This window comes from Streptomyces sp. NBC_00271 (genome assembly GCF_036178845.1).
Classification (GTDB): Bacteria; Actinomycetota; Actinomycetes; order Streptomycetales; family Streptomycetaceae; genus Streptomyces.
Genome location: NZ_CP108070.1, coordinates 96,649 through 114,959, shown reverse-complemented (window position 1 = coordinate 114,959; position 18,311 = coordinate 96,649). Strand labels below are relative to the sequence as shown.

The following is an 18,311-nucleotide window of genomic DNA, read 5'->3' as shown; positions in this document are numbered from 1 at the left end:
CTTGCTGCGTCTCAGGGCGTAAAGTCCTGACCGCAGGACGTGAATCTGATCGGCGGAATTGTTCGCAGGGAATAAGAACGTGAGCCATGTAACCCGGAGGGCCAGCGAACTGGCCCTGGACGAGACGACGGTCACCGTGCTTCGGGCCGCGCTGAAGACCACCGCCGACGAGGTCGTCCAGGCGATCATCGACGAGGTCCCTTCCTACGCCAACGCCCTTTCGGGCAGCATGGGCGGCACCATCCGCCGAGCCGTCCGCACCGCCCTGGGGCACTACCTGGACCTCGCGAGCGGGAGCGCCGCAGGCGGCGACGGCGGTGACGCGGCCTACGAGCTGGGCCGCGGCGAGGTGCGCGACGGCCGTTCGATGGACGCCCTGCTCAGCGCCTACCGCGTCGGCGCCCGCGTGGCCTGGCGATGCCTGGCGGCGGGTGCCGTACCCGCAGGTCTGCCCGCCGCCGAGGTCGCCAAGTTCGCCGAGCTGACCTTCGCCTACATCGACGAGCTCTCCGCCGCGAGCGCCGCGGGTCACGCCGACGAACTGGCCGCCCGGGGCAGGGACCACGAGCGGCACCTGGAACACCTGGCCCGCGACCTCCTCGCCGGCGCGAGCCCGGACGTGCTGCTGGCCTCTGTTCAACGGGCCGGGTGGCAGCCCCCGGTGTCACTGACCGCGGTCCTGCTGCCCGCCGCCCAGGCCAGGCCTGCCTACCGCGCGCTCGACCCGAGCACCCTCGTCCTCGACGATCTGCCGGACGCCACCGGTGTGCTGCTCGTCCCCGATGCCGACCGGTCACATCTCCTGCGGCAGCTGACCGACCGCACCGCCGTGGTCGGCCCGGCCCGGCCATGGACTCGTGCGTCCGCCTCGTACGCACGAGCCGTACGCGCGCGCTCCCTCTCCTCTGATATTCGCGACACCGAGGACCACCTGCCCGAGCTGGTGCTGAGCGCTGACGCGGACGCGTTCGCAGATCTGCGTGCCCGGGCCCTCGCACCGTTGCGGACCTTGCCTGTCGCGACCGCACGGCGGCTGGAGGAGACGTTGCGGGCGTGGCTGCTGCACCAGGGCAGGCGGGACGAGGTGGCGGCGGCGTTGTTCGTCCATCCCCAGACGGTCCGGTACCGGATGTCGCAGCTGCGGGAGCTGTTTCCGGATCTCGCATCGCCACAGCGGGTCCTTGAACTGACGCTGGCGGTCGGTCTTCGGGTCAGCTGACGCGTACTTCGACCGTCCACGCCCGCGCCCGCGAGCGGACCAGGAATCGTGCCTCGTTCTCGGTGCCATCAGCTAGCTCATGCGGCCCGGGGAAGAGCGGTATTAGCCAGCTGAGACCGGGGGTTGATGTGAAGACCAGACAAGGCCTCAGGAAGCCCGTCGGGGGCGCTGTCTCCGAGAAGCGCGGTGGCGGATACGGCTCGACTGGATCCGGTGGACGATGCGCACCGGCCCGCTCGCCGACGCGCTCATCGAGCATCTGGTCGGTGATCTGGGCAGCTATGCCCTGGAAAACGGCTTTCATATCGTCGTGGATGGCGCTGTCCTGGCACGAGCTGACCCACGGGCGCGCGGCGGGCTGCAGCTGGGTGACCGGCGGGGCGGCCACGCCGGGTCACCAGGGGCGGGGGGCCGGGCCGCTCGCGCCGGGGACCACCGTGGTTCTGCGACGGCCCCGTGCCTCCCTTCCGACAGGTCAACCGGACGACCGACCGGGCCGGCCTGGCACACCGCGCGAGGGATGATGGGGATGGAATGACGGAACGTGAGGTCAGGAGTATCCATGGCGAAGCGGGTTCACCAACCCCGTGAGGACGCGGAGTTCGATTTCATCCTCGGGATGAGCACAGTTCCGGTCCTCGCGTACTTCACCGGGACATGGCCCAAGGCGATCGAGCCCTGCCGGGTGATGGACCTCGTCGTGGGTGGCATCGCCGACGAGTACACGGGCCGCCTGACGGCCGTCCGCGCTGACATCACGCGCTGTCCGGCTGCGACCGAGCGATACGGGATCACCGGAGCCCCGTCCTACGTCCTGCTGAAGGAGGGAGAGGCGGTGGCGCACGGCACGGGGCCCATGACCATCGCCGAGGTACGGGAGTTCCTGGACGGCCACCTGTGAGCGGCCGCTGCGGCACGTGGCCGCGACGCCCCTCACGTCTCGTCTATGGGAGCTGCGCCGCCTGAGACACCCCCACAGGTCACATAACGCCGTCCAGCGCTGTCGCGTCCGGCAGCTGCGCAGCCCCGGACACCACCTCCGGAAACGCCGGCGTCATCTGAGTGCCGCGTCTCAGAAGCGGGCCGACCGTCTGAAGCGCAAGACCGATGTACTGACCTGGGTCGGCCTCGCGGTCCCGCTACTCACCGGAGCACGGCACCGATGTGTCCTACCCGATGGTCCGGCGCTACGTCTCCGACCGGAAGCCGGAGGTCCTCGCGGCCTCGGGCAAAGTCCCGGTGGAAGCATTCGTGCTGCAGACCCATCTGCCGGGCCACGAGGCGGAAGTCGACTTCGGCAGCGTGACCGTGCGACTGGCCGGCGAGCTGTTGACCGGGGGGCCGATCTTGGCCTGGCCCCGCCAATTCGACCCCGGAGTCCTATTAGGCTCGCGGGGGACGGTCTTGGTCCTCTCGAGGTGCCCGTGCTCCGTCGACCGCGGCACTCCGACCATTACGTGACCTCGATGACGTACGGTGCCGACCACCGCCAGGTCGCCGGAGCGGCTGAGAAAGCCTCTACGATCCGGTTGATCACCGAACGGGGGAGGGGACATGGCCGAGGGCCGGGAAACGGACGCGGTCGCCGAGAGACCGGTGGAGCTGGCCTACCGGCCGACCGTCGGCGAATTGGCGTCCGCGCTGCGGGCACGCGCGAGGAGCACCGGCGCGGGACGCTTTCAGCGCGGGGCGCTGGTCTGGACGGTGGCGGTCACGAGCATCGGCTCCCTGCTGTCGGCGGCTGGCTCCGGCCACCGGGACACACCTTGGCCGCTGTATGCAGGGGTGGTGGTCTTCGTCGCCTTCATGACTGCGGTGCCGTGGTTGCAGGCGCGCCGCCTCCACCGGCTCGCCGAACGGCAGGGGGACATCCGCGGGACGGTCGACGACACCGGGGTCCGGCTCACCACCGCGCACAGCTCGGCCAGCCACAACTGGCACCTCTACTCGCGCTATGTGGAGACGCCGGAGCTGTTCGTGCTTCTCAGCGCCGACAAGTCCGCCGTCGGCTTCGCCGTCTTGCCCAAGCGGGCCGTGGCGGACCCGGAGGAGGTGGACCGGCTGCGGGCGGTCCTCGACCGGCGACTCGTGCGCGCGGACGGCGCCGAGGCGCCCGGAAGCCCGCGGAGCCGGGGCCGGGCCGTCGGCCGCGGGGTCGCCTCCGTCGGGCTGTTGCTGCTGGGGCTGCTGCTGTTCTTCTTCGCCTTCGCCGCCGTTCAACACGCCGCGCACCCAGGCCGCTTTCCCGGGATTCAGAAGAACACCGCCCCGATATCGGCCGTCATGCTGGGGCTGGGGGCGCTTGCGGTCGCCGGGGCTTGGTGGCTCGTGCGGCGGATGACCGCCATGCGGATTGTGACCGCACTGCTCGCCGTCCTTGTCCTGCTGGCCGGTGGCACCGCCCTGTACCGCGTCGGGCCAATGCTCCACTGCTGGGGCTCGGACCGGATTGCCCGCGGGCCTGAGGGCGCCTACGTCTGCTACGACTTCTGAGCGGGCCTCGGTCTCCGAGCGGGTCCGGAGATCATCTCTCGGCGGCGAGCCGCAGAAGCCGCGCAGTCAGCAGGGCGGTAAGAACCGTGTCACCGATCCTGCTGGCTTATTCGGTCACGCGGCGAGGGAGAGGTCGAGGCGGGCAAGCCGGGAGCTCGATCTCCTGCCCGGCGGCACCGAGACCGTCATGGGCGCCGACAGCACCCTCAAGGAGGCGGTCGACCGCATCATGCTCGACACCGGCTTGGTCGGCCTTCCCGCACTCGATCGCTAAGAGGGCATCTGATCTAGGTAGTTGGTAGTTAGGGATGTTTTTGTGACTGTCGGGGATGGCTGTCGTTGAGCGAGGCGTGAACGCTCGTCGCCTGTACCGCAGTGATGTCTCCGATGCCCGCTGGGCCTTGATCGAACCGGTTTTCACGGCCTGGCGAGCCGGCCGGACCGGCCCCGGTACGGCGGCCCGGGTCCACGACTTACGGGAGATCGTCAACGCGATCCTCTACGTCAACCGAACCGGCATTCCCTGGGAGTACCTGCCGCACGACTTCCCGCCGTACAAAACCGTCTATGACTACTACGCGAAGTGGGAAGCGGATGGCACGACCCAGCGGGTCCACGACCTGTTGCGTGAACGGACCCGACGTTCCCACGGCCGCAACGCGGAGCCAACCGCCGCCGTGATCGACGCGCAGAGCGTGAAGACTTCGGCAAACGTGGCCGAGACCAGCCAGGGCATCGACGCCGGCAAGAAGATCAAAGGACGCAAGAGGCACCTGATCACCGACACACTCGGCCTGGTGCTGGCCGTCCTCATCACCGCCGCCAACGTGCACGACACCGCCGGCGGCAAGCTCCTGCTCGACGACCTGGCCGCCGCCCATCCCGGCGTGACCAAGGTGTGGGCCGACGGCGGTTACCAGACCAGCATCCTCAACCACGGCGCCGGACTCGGCATCGACGTCGAGGTGGTGCAGCGGCCTCGGGCGAAGGGGTTCGAGCCCCTGCCGAAGCGATGGGTGATCGAGCGGACCTTCGGCTGGCTCATGCAGCACCGCCGCCTCGCGCGGGACTACGAAGCCCTCCCACAGAGATCCCGCACGATGATCCACTGGGCAATGGCTAACAAAATGTCCCGCGAGCTGACCGGAGAATCCACCCCAACGTGGCGAATCGAAACGGACAACACTGCCATAGCAATCTGAAAGCTGATCAGATGCTCTCTTAGTGCGTGTTTCTCAACTCGCAGCGTCGAAGACGTGGCGGGCCGGGGGCGATAGATAGAGAAGTTGACGGATGGCGACGCGGCCCACGTACGGGTGCCCGTCGATCTCCGCGCGCCGAGCGGCTTGCTCGGGGTCCTGCCGGTGAGGCTGCTGGACCGGGCGCTTGCGATGTCGGCTTGCCGCCTCCACTATTCCGTCTTGCTAAGTACCGGTAGTCAGCGTTACTGTGTACCGGTACTCAATAGCGCTGACTAGTGCAGGGAGGAGGTGTTCTGTGACCAAGCTGGAGACGGAGATGCTCAAGGGCACGCTGGAGGGCATCATCCTCGCGTCCCTGGCCGGTCGGCCTGCCTACGGCTACGAGATCACGGCGCGGCTGCGGGAGCAGGGTTTCTCCGACATCGCCGAAGGGACCATCTACGCGCTGCTTCTCAGGATGGAGAAGCGCGGTCTCGTCGACGTGGAGAAGGTTCCCTCAGAGAAGGGGCCGCCACGCAAGGTGCACTCCCTCAACGCTCAGGGACGGGAGTACCTCGAAGAGTTCTGGAGGACGTGGAGCTTCCTCACGGAACGACTGGAACAGCTCCGCGAAGGGGGAAAGTAGCCATGTCCGATGTGGAAAAGAGCGGCTTCATCTCGAAGGTGATCGGGCCCAAGAAGCGCTGGAGGGCGTACAAGGCGCGCGTCAAGGAGCTTCCCGAGAACTACCGTGCGGCGGTCGAGGCGATCGAGCGGTACCTGATGCACTTCGTGCCGACCGACGGCGAAAGCAACGCGTCGATGTTCGAAGACCTCGCCGACCTGTTCGAGCAGGCTGCGGTGAACGGAACTCCGATCCGCGAGGTTGTCGGGGAGGACCCGGTGGAGTTCGTCAACGCGTTCGCCGAGAACTACTCGGAGGGCGGCTACGTCCCCGCCCGTGCACGGAAGCAGCTGACCGACGAGATCGAGCGCGCCGCCGGCAACGAGACCGGAACAGACGACAAGACGGTCTGATCGCGCCTCAGCACATCGCCCCCCGAGGGGGGCCGAGCGCCACTTTCATCGCCTTTCTGCACAGTGCGGCCGCGGGGTCATGCCCGGCCGGCCGCCTCGCGTCGCATGCCCGCGGCGCCGTCGAGACCGACCACTGCGTGCAAGGAGATTCATGATGGGAAACGGCAACAACGGCTTGTCCGAAGCAGGGCTGCGCCGACTGCGCGAGGTACTGGAAGCGCATGTTGAGTCCAAGAAGATCCCCGGACTCGTCGCCCTGGTCGGCCGGGGCGGCGAGACCCATGTCGAGGTGATCGGGACGATGCGCCATGACGGTGGCCCGCCGATGCGCCGGGACACCATCTTCCGGATGGCCTCGACGACCAAGCCGGTCGCGGTCTCCGCGACGATGGTCCTGCTGGACGAGTGCCGGCTGCGACTTGACGACCCGATAGATCAGTGGCTACCGGAACTGGCCGACCGGCAGGTACTCAAGCGGCCCGACAGCCCGCTGGACGACACCGTGCCGGCACGGCGTCCGATCACCGTGCGGGACCTGCTCACCTCCACCTGCGGGCTCGGGCTGGACACGACGGCCATGGGCTCCCCGATGATGAGCGCGTACTTCGAGCAGAAGGTCTACGGCGAGAACGGATGGATGCTGCCGGCGGTGGAGCCGGATGAGTGGATGCGCCGCCTGGGCACGCTCCCGCTGATGTACCAGCCCGGAGAGCGGTGGCTGTACAACGTCAGCGACGACGTGCTCGGGGTGCTGGTGGCCAGGGTCACCGGCCAGTCGTTCGAGGCGTTCCTGCGCGAGCGCATCTTCGATCCGCTGGGCATGAAGGACACCGGTTTCCACGTGCCCGCCGACAAGATCGACCGGCTGCCGCCCCTGTACGCCCCCGATCCGCAGACCGGGGAGTTCACCGTGGAGGACAAGGCCGAGGGGGGACACCACAGCAGGCCTCCGGCGTTCCAGTCCGGCGGCGGCGGACTCGACTCCACCGCCGACGACTACCACGCCTACTTCCGGATGCTCCTCAACCACGGAATGCACGGCACCGAACGGATCCTGTCCCGGGCCGCCGTCGAGCTGATGACCACCAACCGCCTCACACCCGAGCAGACATCCGCCCTACAGGCCTGGGCCCGCAGCGTCATCCACCTGTCACACGGCCAGGGGCAGACCGGCGGCTGGGGCTTCGGGATGACCGTGCGCACCTACCGAGGCGACTACGCGCCCATCGGCCAGTTCGGCTGGGACGGCGGAGCCGGCACCACCACCTACGCCGACCCGCACAACCAACTCGTCGGCATCCTGCTCACCCAGACCGGGATGTCCACCCCGGACTCGGCACGGGCCATGCAGGACTTCTGGACCACCCTCTACCAGGCAATCGACAACTGACCTGCCTACCTGGTCGAGTCGGCTGGCACCGGATTCCTCGACCAGCTGGGGGTGGCGCCTTTCCGGGCCAGGCGCCTGGTCATGAGGGTGATGGCAGCCCAGGTGATCAGAGTCTCGGAGTGCTGGACGAGCCGTTCGTAGTCCCGGGCATGCCGGCGCGCGTGCATCATCCACGCAAGACTGCGTTCGACGACCCAACGACGAGGCAGCACGACGAAGCCTGAGGCGTCCTTGGGACGGCTGACCGGCTTGATCGTCAGGTTAAGGTGCTGTTTGGCCCAGTCGACGAGCTTGCCGGCATAGGCGGAGTCCGCCCACACGATCGTGATCTCGAGGTGCATCAGGCGCAGGCGGAACAGGACCTCCTTCGCCGCAGCCGAGTCGTGCAGGTCAGCGGGGGTGACCATCACCATGAGAGGCAGTCCGCGGGTATCGACGACCATATGGCGCTTGCGGCCGTTGATTTTCTTGCCCGCGTCGTAGCCGCGAGTGGCCTTGGAGACCGTCTCGGCAGCCTTCACGCTCTGGGAGTCGATCACGGTGGCGACCGCCCGGGGGCCTATGCCCATGCCCCGGCGGATCCGACCGGCGAGCTGGTCGCGGATCTGCCCGACAATCCCGGCCGCTGCCCAGCGGGCCATAAACCCCCAGACCGTGCGCCAGGGCGGGAAATCCGCAGGCAAGGCCCGCCACTTGCAGCCCGTATCGACGACATAGCGGATGGCATCGACGATCTCGCGGCGCGGATGCTTCTCCGGCCGCCCGCCGGTGGACGTCTCACAGGCCGGAGTGGGCAACAGCGGCTCGATCAGCGCCCATTCAGAGTTCGTGGTGTCCGAGGGGTAGCGGCGAGAGCGCATGACGAAGGCCTTCGAGCTGTGCGGTGGGGCCGCCCACAGGGCGGCCCCACCGCAGGTCAGGAGCTGGCGACGAGGTCGAGGGTGGATTCGATGGAGTTGAGCTGGGCGACGATGTGCTTGACCCACTTGTCACCCGGGTGGGCGGCGGCGTGCGGGGCGACCGTGCCGGTGATGAACCGGCGGAACTCGGTCAGCTTCTCCCTGACCACCGCCCGTTCGTATGCCTCCAGCACGTCCCGTTCCGCTCCGAGCTGGTAACCGCCCGCCCGGTTCCAAGTCAGCGGGGGCCATCCCTTCTCCGCGGCCTGGTCCTTCAGCGCAGCAAGTCCGGAGCGGACCTGGCTAGCGGTCAGGTCGCTGGCGCGTACCAGCTGGGGGAACTCAAGGCCGGCGGGTCTGGCCTCGAACAGCACGAACCGGAGAGTGTCCGCGTGACGTCTGGCTGCATCGCCCCGTCGCCGTGAGGGACGGGGCATCCTCATTCGCCCTTCAGAAGACGGGCGAGCTCGTCGTCGACGTCGACCCTGCCGGTGTCGACGGCCGTCTCGACCCAGTCGAGCGTCGCCCGGCAACGTGCGACGTTCTCGTGCACGATCGTGCGCTCGTCGTCGCTGAAGGTGTGGTTGCGCAGTCCGGGAACGATCCGCCCGGCCGCCGCGACGAAGGAGTGGAAGGCCGTGACCAGGTCCAGGAACTCCATGCTCCGCTCGATGTGCCGGACCGCGGGCGCGACCGGGCTGGTGCGTTCGAAGTCCTCGCGGGCTTGCCGGCTGCGTTCGTTCTGGGCATGGTTGACCTGGAACCGGGCGGTGTCGTCGCTCATCGCCCTGAACGCGACGTCCGGCCTGCGCAGCAGGCTGGTCGCGGCGTTAGCCGCGACCGACTCGTCGCGGGTGAACTCCTCCACCACCCGGGCCTTGTCCACCGTGGTCACCTTGGCGGTCACCTCGGGCCGCTTCAGGAAGTCACTCGTCACCGCCGCGGCGACCTGGTCGTCCTAGGCGAGCGAGTGAATCGCGGTGATCTTCTCCGTCGGCGTCACCGGCGTCTCGACTTGGTTGCCCACCCGCCGTTTGGCGTCGTCCGGTGTCCATCGCCCCTTGCCCTCGGGCGGCGTGAGGATCGCGGCGAACCGCTCCTCGTCGTCCTCGATGTAGGCCAGTGTCCGGTGAACCGTGTAGGAGACGCCCTTCTGCCGGCGCTCCGCCGGCCAGCGCGAGGACGTCCACCTCGCCGACTTCACTGTGCTGAACTTCAGGCCGATGTCCTCGGCAAGCCGCATCAGCGTCGCGGTCACCGACCATTCCGCATCGCCTCGGCTGTTGCCGCCGTGCTCCCGGATCGGCTCGATCTCCAGGGCGCGGTCCCCGATCGTGAACTGGCCACGAGTCTGCTGCTCCACCACGTCCCGCAGCTCGGCCACGATCTGCTCGTAACGGGACTGGCTTACGTTTCCGACGTTGTTGGTCTCCTCGGTCATGGTGTTTCACCACCAACTGCGGGCCGGGGCACGCGCCCGTCAAATCGGTACTCGGCTGGTTTTCGGCAACGGGGAGCAAGTGTCCACGGTGGCCGACCGACTGGCCTCCGGGCAGGATCCGCTCCCGGCTCTGGACGGGCTGGACTACGAACCGGACCCGCCGATCTTCACTCCCCGTCTGACCGTGATCGCGGACAACCACGAGGGCGGCGAGGCTTGGTTCGGTGCCGCGCGACGCAGCACCGCGGACCGCACCGCCACGAACAGGCTCACCCTGCACGTCAGCGACCTGGCTCCCGGCGAGGGAGTGCTCATGACGACCTATCGCTCGGATGGGCAGGAGATCGCCACCGGTGACCCATTCATGGAAATCCGCACCACCGCTGAGACGAGCAGTGATCTCCTCGACGAGCTGTGGTCGGGGCTGCCGTCCCAACTCCGCATTGCCGCGGCTGTCTTCATGCCCGGGGACTTGAAGAGTTCCGGCATGCGACAAGCCTCAGGCACTTGCGTCTGATCTTCCTCCGGTGCTGAGCCCCCGGGCTCAGCACCGAGAATCCACTCGGCAAGATCACTTCAAGAACAGACGCACGCCGACAGGCCAGAGGTTGGGGAATTACGTGACCACAGCCCCTGGGGAACTACGCGGCTCTGACCGCGATTTCGTGAACGATCTTGAGTTGGGCTGGCGCGCCAGGAGATGCTGCAGTTTGTGAGGAACGAGCGCGGAGACAAGCGGGCGGCGGTGGAGGACGAACTGCGGTTCATGCTGTCGCAGCCGCTGGCGCGGTTGGTCACCACTGAGGATCGGCCACTGTTCATCGGGGTAGCTCACGAGTGGGACATCCCCCAGGGCGACCGGATTGCCCTGAGCGAGTGGGGCCTGCCGCAACTGCCGCTCTTCACGCCCAGGCCGCAGGCCGGACCGGATCCAGTCCTGGTACCAAACGTGGCAGGCGAGCACGAGCGCCGGCTGGTCAAAGACGGCCAGCAGCTCTACGACCTGGGATTCTGGGGGCCCAGCGAGGACAGCTTCGTCGTCGGCGTGGTTCCCGGCGATGGCCGTGTCATGTGTCTTCGTCCCGCACCGATCACCGTCGACGACATCCCAGAGGTCCTCCGGCCATACCATGCAGGCCTGCACAAGCCAGCGGTCTCCTTCTTGAGCTCCTCGGTTGCCCAGTACGTCGAGACTGCCTGGCGCTGGAGCGCGGCGATCCAGATCCTCCGGAAGGTCGAGGAACCTGCATACACGGCTTCAGAAGCGGACCATGTCCGCCACTACGACCGTCTCTACGCATGCGTGGAGCTTGTCGTGGACGCCGCACGACGCCTCGACCATGCAGTCGCGGCTGAGGATCCTCAGCCGGTCTGGATCGAGCTGATTCGCGAGAACTCCATCTGACCTGGCAGTCATGAGCCTTCGCGGAACTGCGGTCAAAGCCAATTACGCCGTCGTCGACACGCCGTTACCTCCCGCTGGGCCTGGTCGTCCGGCAGCTGCGCCATGACCTCCACCGCGAGCTCCTCCACCACCACGCCGTACCGCATTCCGCACACCCCCGTGTGATCGACTTGGCCAGCAGCGTATGTAGGAACTGCCCATCACCGTCCGGCCCGTGGATAAGAGGTCATCTCAGTTGGCGAGTCAGCCGTCGCAGATCAGGGAGCGGGCGGTGGCGGCGAAGGCGAGGAGTGGTCGGCCGTGTCGCATGATCAGATATCGTGCGCGGCCATGGGTGAACTGATAGTGATCAGGCATGGCCAGACTGAATGGAGCCTGTCGGGCCAGCACGCTGGCCGTACCGACGTTCCGCTGACTGCCGCGGGCGAGGCCGCGGCGAAGGAGCTCGCTCCGAGGCTGGCACGACGCCATCTGGTGGCGGTTTTCAGCAGCCCGCTGAGCCGCGCTTTGCGGACGGCCGAGCTGGCGGGCCTGGCCGGCGTCCGGCCCGATCCCGGTCTGCTGGAGTGGGACTACGGCGGCTACGAGGGCCTGACCTCGGCGCAGATCCAGGAGATGAAGCCGGGTTGGGACCTGTGGCGGGACGGCGTCATTCCCGGCGACGACGACCATCCTGGCGAGCGGCTCCAGCAGGTGGCAGCGCGTACGGACGCGGTGCTGGACCGGATCCGGCCGCTGCTGGACGACGGCGATGTTGCCGTCGTCGCGCATGGTCATCTGGCGCGCGTGCTCACGGTGCGCTGGCTCGGCCTCGACGCCTCCGCCAGCCGGCTGCTCGGCCATCCGCATCCAGGCACGCTCAGCTTCCTGGCCACCGAGGACGGGCAGCCGTTCATCGCCGCCTGGAACGTCCCGTAGCGGCAGTGCCGCTGCCTCACGCCTGCGGCGAGAGGCGCCGGAAGCACATGAGTGCCGCGGCGAAGCCGTACAAGCTGCTGCGGATAGCACTGGAGCGGTCGTCGAAGGTGGCCATCGCCAAGTACGCCTGGTCCGGGCGGGAGCGGCTGGGCATGTTGCGGGTGCGGGACGACGTGATCGTGCTGCACGCCATGCGCTGGCCGGACGAGATCCGCGACCCCGCCGAGCTGGCTCCCGAGGCCGTCGAGCTCACCGACAACGAGATCGAAGAGGCTCAGCACCTCATCGAGCGGATGTCCCGTGACGGCCTCGAAGGAGACGAGTTCACCGACCGGTACACGGAGGCCGTGGAGAAGCTCATCGACGCGAAGCGGGAGCACAAGGAACCGCCCAAGGCGTCCGAGGAACAGGCAGCCCCAGGCGGGGTCGTCGACCTGATGGCCGCCCTCCAGGAGTCCGTGCGCAAGGCGCAGGCCTCCCGCGGCGAGGCCACCGTCAACGAGATACCCAAGAAGACGACGGCCAAGAAGACGACGAAGAGGGCGCCCACCAAGAACGCGGCTACCAAGAAGGCCACCAAGAAGCCGGCGCCGAAGAAGCCACACAGCGCCTAGTTGTCCGGGCCTGACCTTTCACCGCTTCGTGCAGTGGCTATGTTCATGAGAACGGGCTCTGGCGCAATTTCTGTGGCGTCAGCAGTCTTCCGCCACGTAGAGCATGCGGCGCCCCGGCTCGGTGCGGAATTCGTGAGCCAGGCAGCGCCCGGTCGATCCGCTTCCACCAGGTCCCCTGTAGTCGTTTTTGATCCGGTCCCAGAGTGCCGAGCGTTCGGTTTCGGTCGTGGGACGCGGTCTGATGCCGCCCATGTCCGCCCACACCACTGATGTGGCGGCGTCCTTGATGAGTCGGCGCACGATGCGGAGGTCCACCCGCCTACGGTGGAGCACCCAAGCGGTGCCCTGTTCGTCGAGGAGTGTCACAGGGTCGTGCAGGCTGTCAGGGTTCGCGGGGAAGGACTCCATCCGCCCAGCCTTCCACCGAGGCTTCCGCCGGCCTGCGGCTGGGTGACGCGGTCGACCAGCCCCTCGGCACGCAGCCTGGCCAGCCTGCGCCTCGTCTGTTCGAAGCGCGCCGAAGGGGCGATCATCCGGTGCATCTGCTCGGTGGTGGCCATCCGGTACTGCGTCAGCACGCCCAGCGCCAGCCGGTCTCCGCTGCCCGCGTCCACGCCGATCATCACGGATCTGCTCGCTTCCCGTCCGGTGCGGCACCGGCTTGTCCGGCGCCGCGCGTACCGGTCACAGCAGCAGCCAGCCCTCACCAGAACCCCGACCACGAAGGCCCGACCACGGTCACGAAGCGACAACGCCTCCGTGGACCAGGCTCACATCCCTTCCGACAACCCGGCCGACAACCGTCCGCACCCACTCCCGCACCCGCCCGGGAACGCGCAGGTCACCACGCTGGTGCGGCCGTGGTGGGGAGGCCGACATCCCCTCTACGCCCCCGGACACGCCCCACAGCAGGAAGAACAAGGAAAGTGGGTGGGTGGGACAGGTCCCGGGCGGCGGGCGAGGGGATCGGGCGCCGGCGGTGCTCCTCGCGCGTCGGCCGGGGCCGCCGCGCTGCGCCGCGTCAGAGCGGCGCCGTCAGACGGGCGACATCGGTGGGGAAGAGGTCGGGGCGGGCGCGGTGCCGGCCTGCAGGGTGGCACCACCGGCCGGCAGCGTCGCGTGCGACGTCGACTTTTATCACCAGCTCGGGTTCCACCAGCGTGACGTCCAACGTTTCCCGGCTGCCCCACCCGACGCTGAACGACCAGCCTGTCCACGGATGACCGCCCCGTCCCGGAGCGAGTAGGCCAGCGACCGCCGCACCTGCCGCCTGGGCGAGGGTGGTGGTGCGGCCCGACGTACTGAAGGCGGCCTTGGTCGTCGTACCTGCCGAGCAGCAGCGTGCGGGGAGTGGCCAGAGGGCCGGTGACTGTGCCGACGATCGCCTCGCTCGTCTCTCGGACCTTGTATTTCTGCCAGCCCCTCACCGAGGGCCGGTAGGCATCGTCCAGCCTCTTGAAGATCACCGCCTCCATCCCGACCGTCGACCCCGTCAGCCACTCGCGCACGACGTCGGCCTCTGCTGTCGACGGGCACAGCGTCCACGGCGCCGACAGTTGGCGGGCGGCGAACACGGACTCCAGCGCGGCCCTGCGCCGCCGGTACGGCCAGCCGGTCGTGTCCGCGGGGCGGCCAGGCCGGGTCACCAGGGGCGGGGGGCCGGGCCGCTCGCGCCGGGGAATGGACGTCCGGCGCCACAGCTCGCAGGACCTACCGGGACTGGATCGGGTCAGACCCGGGGCTTGCCCAACGGGACCAACTCTTCAGTTCAGGATGGCGGAGAGGGCGCCTGTCACGGCAGCAGCAAGGGTGAGGACTGCCGCGAAGGCGGCGGCGGACCGCATCAGGGCGGCCGGGTATGTGGCGCCGTCCAGACGGGCTAGCTTGCCGGTGCCGGCGGCTACCAGCAACGCGACGAGTACCACCAAGACGACGGCGAACAGTACAACAGCGACACTCGACACCACGAGCTCCCAGAGGACGGTGGGACATTGACGTGACCCAAGGTCCCGGAAGCGGTGTTCGCCGTGGTTCAGCCGGGCGAAGATGAACATCGGCGAACACACCGAGCAGGAGACGGTCGGATGCACGACGGGCGTACGAAGCGCGAGGCCGCGCACGTCGAGTTACGCCGCAGGCTGACCGACGGTCTGGCTTTGGCTGGACTGACCAAGACGGCACTCGCCCGCAGAGCAGCGTTGGGCCGTACCACTGTGCAGCTCGCGTTCCAGGCTGATGCTCCCGCACCCTCGGCTGAGACCGTCGCTGCTCTGGCTCGCGCCTTGCGGCTGCCAGAGCAGCCATTGTTGGATCTGCGCAGGACCGCGTCGGGGGACGACGACGAAACCGTCTTCGCTTCAGGTCTGGGCAAGCGAATCAGCGAGTGGGGCCCGCATCAGTTGGAGGTGCATCCGGCCGGGCCTCTTGGACGTGGGTATGCCTCCCACCCTGTGTCGGCGCTACCTCGATATGTGCCACGTGACCATGACCATCTACTGGCTGACGCAGTGCGAGATGTCCAGCAGAGCAAAAGCCGGATGGTGGTCTTGGTCGGCTCCTCGTCCACTGGCAAGACACGAGCGTGCTGGGAAGCGGTTCAACCTCTTGCCGATCAAGGATGGCGATTGTGGCACCCCTTCGACCCCACGCGCGCAGAGGCCGCTCTCGCCGATCTCGTGCGTGTAGAGCCGTTCACGGTGGTGTGGCTGAACGAAGCTCAGCACTACCTCGGCGCCATGGAAAGCGGCGAGCGGATCGCAGCCGCCCTGCACAGCCTGCTCACTGAACACGAACGCCAGCCAGTGCTCATCTTGGCCACTTTGTGGCCGGAGTACGCGAATCGGTTCACTGCCCTGCCTGGTGCCGGCGCCCCGGACCCCCATAGTCGAGTGAGGGAACTGCTCGCTGACCGCATGCTCTCCGTCCCAGAAGCCTTCAACCAAAGGGCTCTGCGGGCAGCGGCCGCTTTTGCTAGGGATGGAGACCGTCTCCTGGCTGATGCCCTCAGCCGGGCTGGCGGTGATGGGCGTGTGACACAAGACCTCGCGGGGGCGCCGGAGCTGCTGCGCCGGTTCGAGCACAGTTCGCCCGCGGCGAGAGCGGTCCTGGAGGTCGCCATGGACGCGCGTCGTCTCGGAGTGAGCTTGAACCTTCCACAGGCCTTCCTCGTGGATGCCGCGATCGACTACCTCAGTGAGAACGACCATGCCCAGCTCAGCGAGGACTGGGTACAGGCCGCATTGGCTGAACTTGCCCATCCGGTCCACGGGAAGCAGGCTCCCCTTCGCCACACTCCAGTCCGCCCCAAGCGGCGCTCGCCTGGCAGTCTTACGCAATCCGCTCTTCCGTCACCTCCGGAAGAGCCTGTGTTCCGGCTCGCCGACTATCTTGAACAGCACGGCCGGGCTACACGCGGCCTCGTCTGCCCGCTCGCATCGTTCTGGGACGCTGCGTACAGGCACCTCATGTCGGCGACGGGTGAATCGTGACCCTCTGACGGCGGATCAAAACTGACCCACTTCGTGGTCTTCTGACCAACCTGATCTTGATCGAAGGTCAGGAGAAGAGGGTGATTTCCGTGGAGGACTGGGCAGAGATCCGCAGGCTGCACCGGGCCGAGCAGATGCCGATCCGGGCGATCGCCCGGCAGCTGGGCATCTCGAAGAACACCGTGAAGCGGGCCCTGGCCACGGACCGGCCGCCGGTCTACTCGCGGCCGCCGAAGGGCTCGGCGGTCGACGCGGTCGAGCCGCAGATCCGGGAACTGCTGAAGCAGACCCCGACGATGCCGGCGACCGTGATCGCCGAGCGGATCGGCTGGGAGCGCGGGATGACCGTCCTCAAAGAACGCGTACGCGAGCTGCGGCCGGCCTATCTGCCCGTCGATCCGGTCTCGCGCACGACGTATCAGCCCGGCGAGCTGGCTCAGTGCGACCTGTGGTTCCCGCCCGTCGACATCCCGCTCGGATACGGGCAGAGCGGCCGGCCTCCGGTGCTCGTGATGGTGTCCGGCTACTCGCGGATCATCGCCGCGCGGATGCTGCCCACCCGCACCACCGGCGACCTGATCGACGGGCACTGGAAGCTTCTGACCGGCTGGGATGCAGTGCCGCGGATGCTGGTCTGGGACAACGAGGCCGGGATCGGCCGGGGCAAGGTGACCGGGGACTTCGCTGCGTTCGCGGGCCTGCTCGCCACCCGGATCTATCTCTGCCGGCCTCGCGATCCCGAAGCGAAAGGGCTGGTGGAGAGGGCGAATGGCTATCTGGAGACCAGCTTCCTTCCCGGCCGCACCTTCACCGGGGCCGATGACTTCAACACCCAGCTGACTGCCTGGCTGGCCGTCGCCAACCGGCGCCAGCACCGCACCCTGGGCGCCCGTCCGGTTGACCGGTGGGAGGCCGACCGGGCCCAGATGCTCGCCCTGCCGCCGGTCGACCCGCCACGCTGGTGGCGTTTCGCGACCCGCATCGGCCGCGACCACTACATCCGCGTCGACACCTGCGACTATTCCGTGCACCCCTTGGCCATCGGCAAGAAAGTCCAGGTCCGCACCGACACCGACGAAGTCATCGTCACTCTCACCCCCGGCGGGGCGGAAGTCGCGCGCCATCCGCGGTGCTGGGCCAAGCAGCAGACCATCACCGACCCGGACCATGCCCGCGCCGCCGCCCTCCTGCGCGGCGACTATCGCCACCACCAAGCCTCCCAGGCCCTCGCCGCCCGTGGGCAAAACGCTGCGACAGCCAGTGATCTCGTCGAGGTCGAGCAGCGCCAACTCGACTCCTATGACCGCATGTTCACCCTCATCGAGGGTGGCGGCGGACACGACGAGCCGGAGGTCTCCTGATGCCCGCCACCACCAAGACCGCCGCCGCGGACAAGCCCAGGACGGGCCGTCAGACCGCCGCCGACCTGTCCTTCCTCGCCCGGGCGATGAAGGCCCCGGCCCTGCTGGACGCTGCCGAGCGGCTGGCCGAACGCGCTTTGAAGGAGACCTGGACGCACACCGAGTTCCTCGTCGCCTGTCTCCAGCGGGAGGTCTCCGCCCGTGAGTCCCACGGCGGCGAGGCCCGCATCCGCACCGCCCGCTTCCCCGCGATCAAGACGATCGAGGAACTCGACGTCACCCATCTGCGCGGCATCACTCGCCAACAGCTCGCGCATCTGGGCACGTTGGACTTCATCGCCGCGAAGGAGAACACCGTCTTTCTGGGACCGCCGGGCACCGGGAAGACGCACCTGGCGATCGGGCTCGCGGTCCGCGCCTGCCAGGCCGGTCACCGGGTCGCGTTCGCCACTGCCGCCGAGTGGGTCGACCGCCTGGCCGCAGCCCACCACGCCGGACACCTCCAGACCGAGCTCACCAAACTGTCCCGCTATCCGCTGATCGTGGTCGACGAGGTCGGCTACATCCCCTTCGAAGCCGAGGCCGCGAACCTGTTCTTCCAGCTGGTCTCGAACCGCTATGAGAGAGCGAGCGTGATCGTCACGAGCAACAAGCCCTTCGGACGCTGGGGCGAGGTCTTCGGCGACGAGACCGTGGCCGCCGCCATGATCGACCGCCTCGTCCACCACGCCGAGGTCCACTCTCTCAAAGGCGACTCCTACCGCATGCGCGGACGCCAACTGGGACGCGTCCCCACCGCGACACACGACACCGACTGAACACCGGCAACCAGACCCGGTGGGTCAGAACTCGACCGTCCAAACT

19 protein-coding genes and 1 pseudogene are annotated in these 18,311 nt (G+C 68.0%); 14 read left to right on the top strand and 6 right to left on the bottom strand.

Annotated features, from left to right (window positions below; translation table 11 throughout):
- The first annotated feature begins 79 nt into the window (after positions 1-79).
- From OG798_RS00615 to OG798_RS00585, 7 genes are all read left to right on the top strand, one after another.
- Positions 80-1,219 carry a PucR family transcriptional regulator gene (locus tag OG798_RS00615; protein ID WP_328755824.1) on the top strand — a complete coding sequence of 380 codons (1,140 nt, stop codon included), beginning with the start codon at positions 80-82 and terminating at the stop codon, positions 1,217-1,219.
- 562 nt (positions 1,220-1,781) lie between these two features.
- Positions 1,782-2,120 (top strand): thioredoxin family protein, encoded by a 339-nt coding sequence (locus tag OG798_RS00610; RefSeq protein ID WP_121413763.1) that lies wholly within the window; start codon positions 1,782-1,784, stop codon positions 2,118-2,120.
- A 653-nt stretch (positions 2,121-2,773) separates the two neighbouring features.
- Positions 2,774-3,712: a YcxB family protein gene (locus OG798_RS00605; RefSeq protein WP_121413762.1), complete on the top strand. Its 939-nt coding sequence runs from the start codon at positions 2,774-2,776 to the stop codon at positions 3,710-3,712.
- Between the two features lie 350 nt (positions 3,713-4,062).
- Positions 4,063-4,914, top strand: a complete 852-nt coding sequence (locus OG798_RS00600; protein ID WP_121413298.1) for an IS5 family transposase — start codon at positions 4,063-4,065, stop codon at positions 4,912-4,914.
- 295 nt (positions 4,915-5,209) lie between these two features.
- A complete protein-coding gene (locus tag OG798_RS00595) occupies positions 5,210-5,539 on the top strand; it encodes a PadR family transcriptional regulator (protein ID WP_267059823.1) in 330 nt (109 codons plus the stop codon).
- A 2-nt stretch (positions 5,540-5,541) separates the two neighbouring features.
- A complete protein-coding gene (locus tag OG798_RS00590; protein ID WP_121413759.1) occupies positions 5,542-5,931 on the top strand; it encodes a DUF1048 domain-containing protein in 390 nt (129 codons plus the stop codon).
- A gap of 154 nt (positions 5,932-6,085) precedes the next feature.
- Positions 6,086-7,321, top strand: a complete 1,236-nt coding sequence (locus tag OG798_RS00585; RefSeq protein WP_121413758.1) for a serine hydrolase domain-containing protein — start codon at positions 6,086-6,088, stop codon at positions 7,319-7,321.
- Between the two features lie 5 nt (positions 7,322-7,326).
- Here the strand turns inward: OG798_RS00585 and OG798_RS00580 are convergent, their stop codons facing one another.
- From OG798_RS00580 to OG798_RS00570, 3 genes and pseudogenes are all read right to left on the bottom strand, one after another.
- Entirely contained in the window at positions 7,327-8,181 is an 855-nt protein-coding gene (locus tag OG798_RS00580) for an IS5 family transposase (RefSeq protein WP_328755823.1), read from the bottom strand.
- A gap of 56 nt (positions 8,182-8,237) precedes the next feature.
- On the bottom strand, positions 8,238-8,657 hold the full coding sequence (locus tag OG798_RS00575; RefSeq protein WP_267059851.1) for a RacP protein: 420 nt from the start codon (positions 8,655-8,657) through the stop codon (positions 8,238-8,240).
- A gap of 2 nt (positions 8,658-8,659) precedes the next feature.
- A pseudogene (locus tag OG798_RS00570) lies at positions 8,660-9,661 on the bottom strand (DUF6192 family protein).
- Between OG798_RS00570 and OG798_RS00565 the strand changes: the two are divergent.
- From OG798_RS00565 to OG798_RS00550, 4 genes are all read left to right on the top strand, one after another.
- A complete protein-coding gene (locus OG798_RS00565; RefSeq protein ID WP_328755821.1) occupies positions 9,660-10,178 on the top strand; it encodes an IMP cyclohydrolase in 519 nt (172 codons plus the stop codon). The pseudogene OG798_RS00570 and the gene OG798_RS00565 sit on opposite strands and share 2 nt — an antisense overlap.
- Positions 10,179-10,361: 183 nt before the next feature.
- Positions 10,362-11,066 (top strand): SUKH-4 family immunity protein, encoded by a 705-nt coding sequence (locus tag OG798_RS00560; RefSeq protein WP_328755820.1) that lies wholly within the window; start codon positions 10,362-10,364, stop codon positions 11,064-11,066.
- A gap of 330 nt (positions 11,067-11,396) precedes the next feature.
- The gene (locus tag OG798_RS00555) at positions 11,397-11,984 is read left to right on the top strand and encodes a histidine phosphatase family protein (RefSeq protein WP_121413752.1); all 588 of its coding nucleotides are present in this window, start codon (positions 11,397-11,399) and stop codon (positions 11,982-11,984) included.
- A 47-nt stretch (positions 11,985-12,031) separates the two neighbouring features.
- Complete coding sequence (locus OG798_RS00550; protein ID WP_328755819.1) at positions 12,032-12,598, top strand: Ku protein; 567 nt, start codon at positions 12,032-12,034, stop codon at positions 12,596-12,598.
- Positions 12,599-12,676: 78 nt separating this feature from the next.
- Here OG798_RS00550 and OG798_RS00545 read toward each other — a convergent pair whose 3' ends face one another.
- The 3 genes from OG798_RS00545 to OG798_RS00535 form a co-directional block, all read right to left on the bottom strand.
- A complete protein-coding gene (locus OG798_RS00545) occupies positions 12,677-12,913 on the bottom strand; it encodes a hypothetical protein (RefSeq protein ID WP_328755817.1) in 237 nt (78 codons plus the stop codon).
- A 47-nt stretch (positions 12,914-12,960) separates the two neighbouring features.
- Positions 12,961-13,221 carry a replication-relaxation family protein gene (locus OG798_RS00540; protein ID WP_328755815.1) on the bottom strand — a complete coding sequence of 87 codons (261 nt, stop codon included), beginning with the start codon at positions 13,219-13,221 and terminating at the stop codon, positions 12,961-12,963.
- 1,140 nt (positions 13,222-14,361) lie between these two features.
- Positions 14,362-14,652, bottom strand: coding sequence for a hypothetical protein (locus tag OG798_RS00535; protein WP_328755813.1), 291 nt, complete (start codon positions 14,650-14,652; stop codon positions 14,362-14,364).
- A gap of 30 nt (positions 14,653-14,682) precedes the next feature.
- On the opposite strand from OG798_RS00535, the gene OG798_RS00530 reads away from it, so the two are divergent.
- The 3 genes from OG798_RS00530 to istB all read left to right on the top strand — a co-directional run bounded on the left by OG798_RS00530 (position 14,683) and on the right by istB (position 18,265).
- Positions 14,683-16,086, top strand: coding sequence for a helix-turn-helix domain-containing protein (locus OG798_RS00530; protein ID WP_328755812.1), 1,404 nt, complete (start codon positions 14,683-14,685; stop codon positions 16,084-16,086).
- Between the two features lie 80 nt (positions 16,087-16,166).
- Complete coding sequence (gene istA / locus OG798_RS00525; protein WP_328755811.1) at positions 16,167-17,447, top strand: IS21 family transposase; 1,281 nt, start codon at positions 16,167-16,169, stop codon at positions 17,445-17,447.
- Entirely contained in the window at positions 17,447-18,265 is an 819-nt protein-coding gene (gene istB / locus OG798_RS00520) for an IS21-like element helper ATPase IstB (RefSeq protein ID WP_328755810.1), read from the top strand. Before istA ends, istB begins: the two co-directional genes overlap by 1 nt.
- Positions 18,266-18,311: the final 46 nt, after the last annotated feature.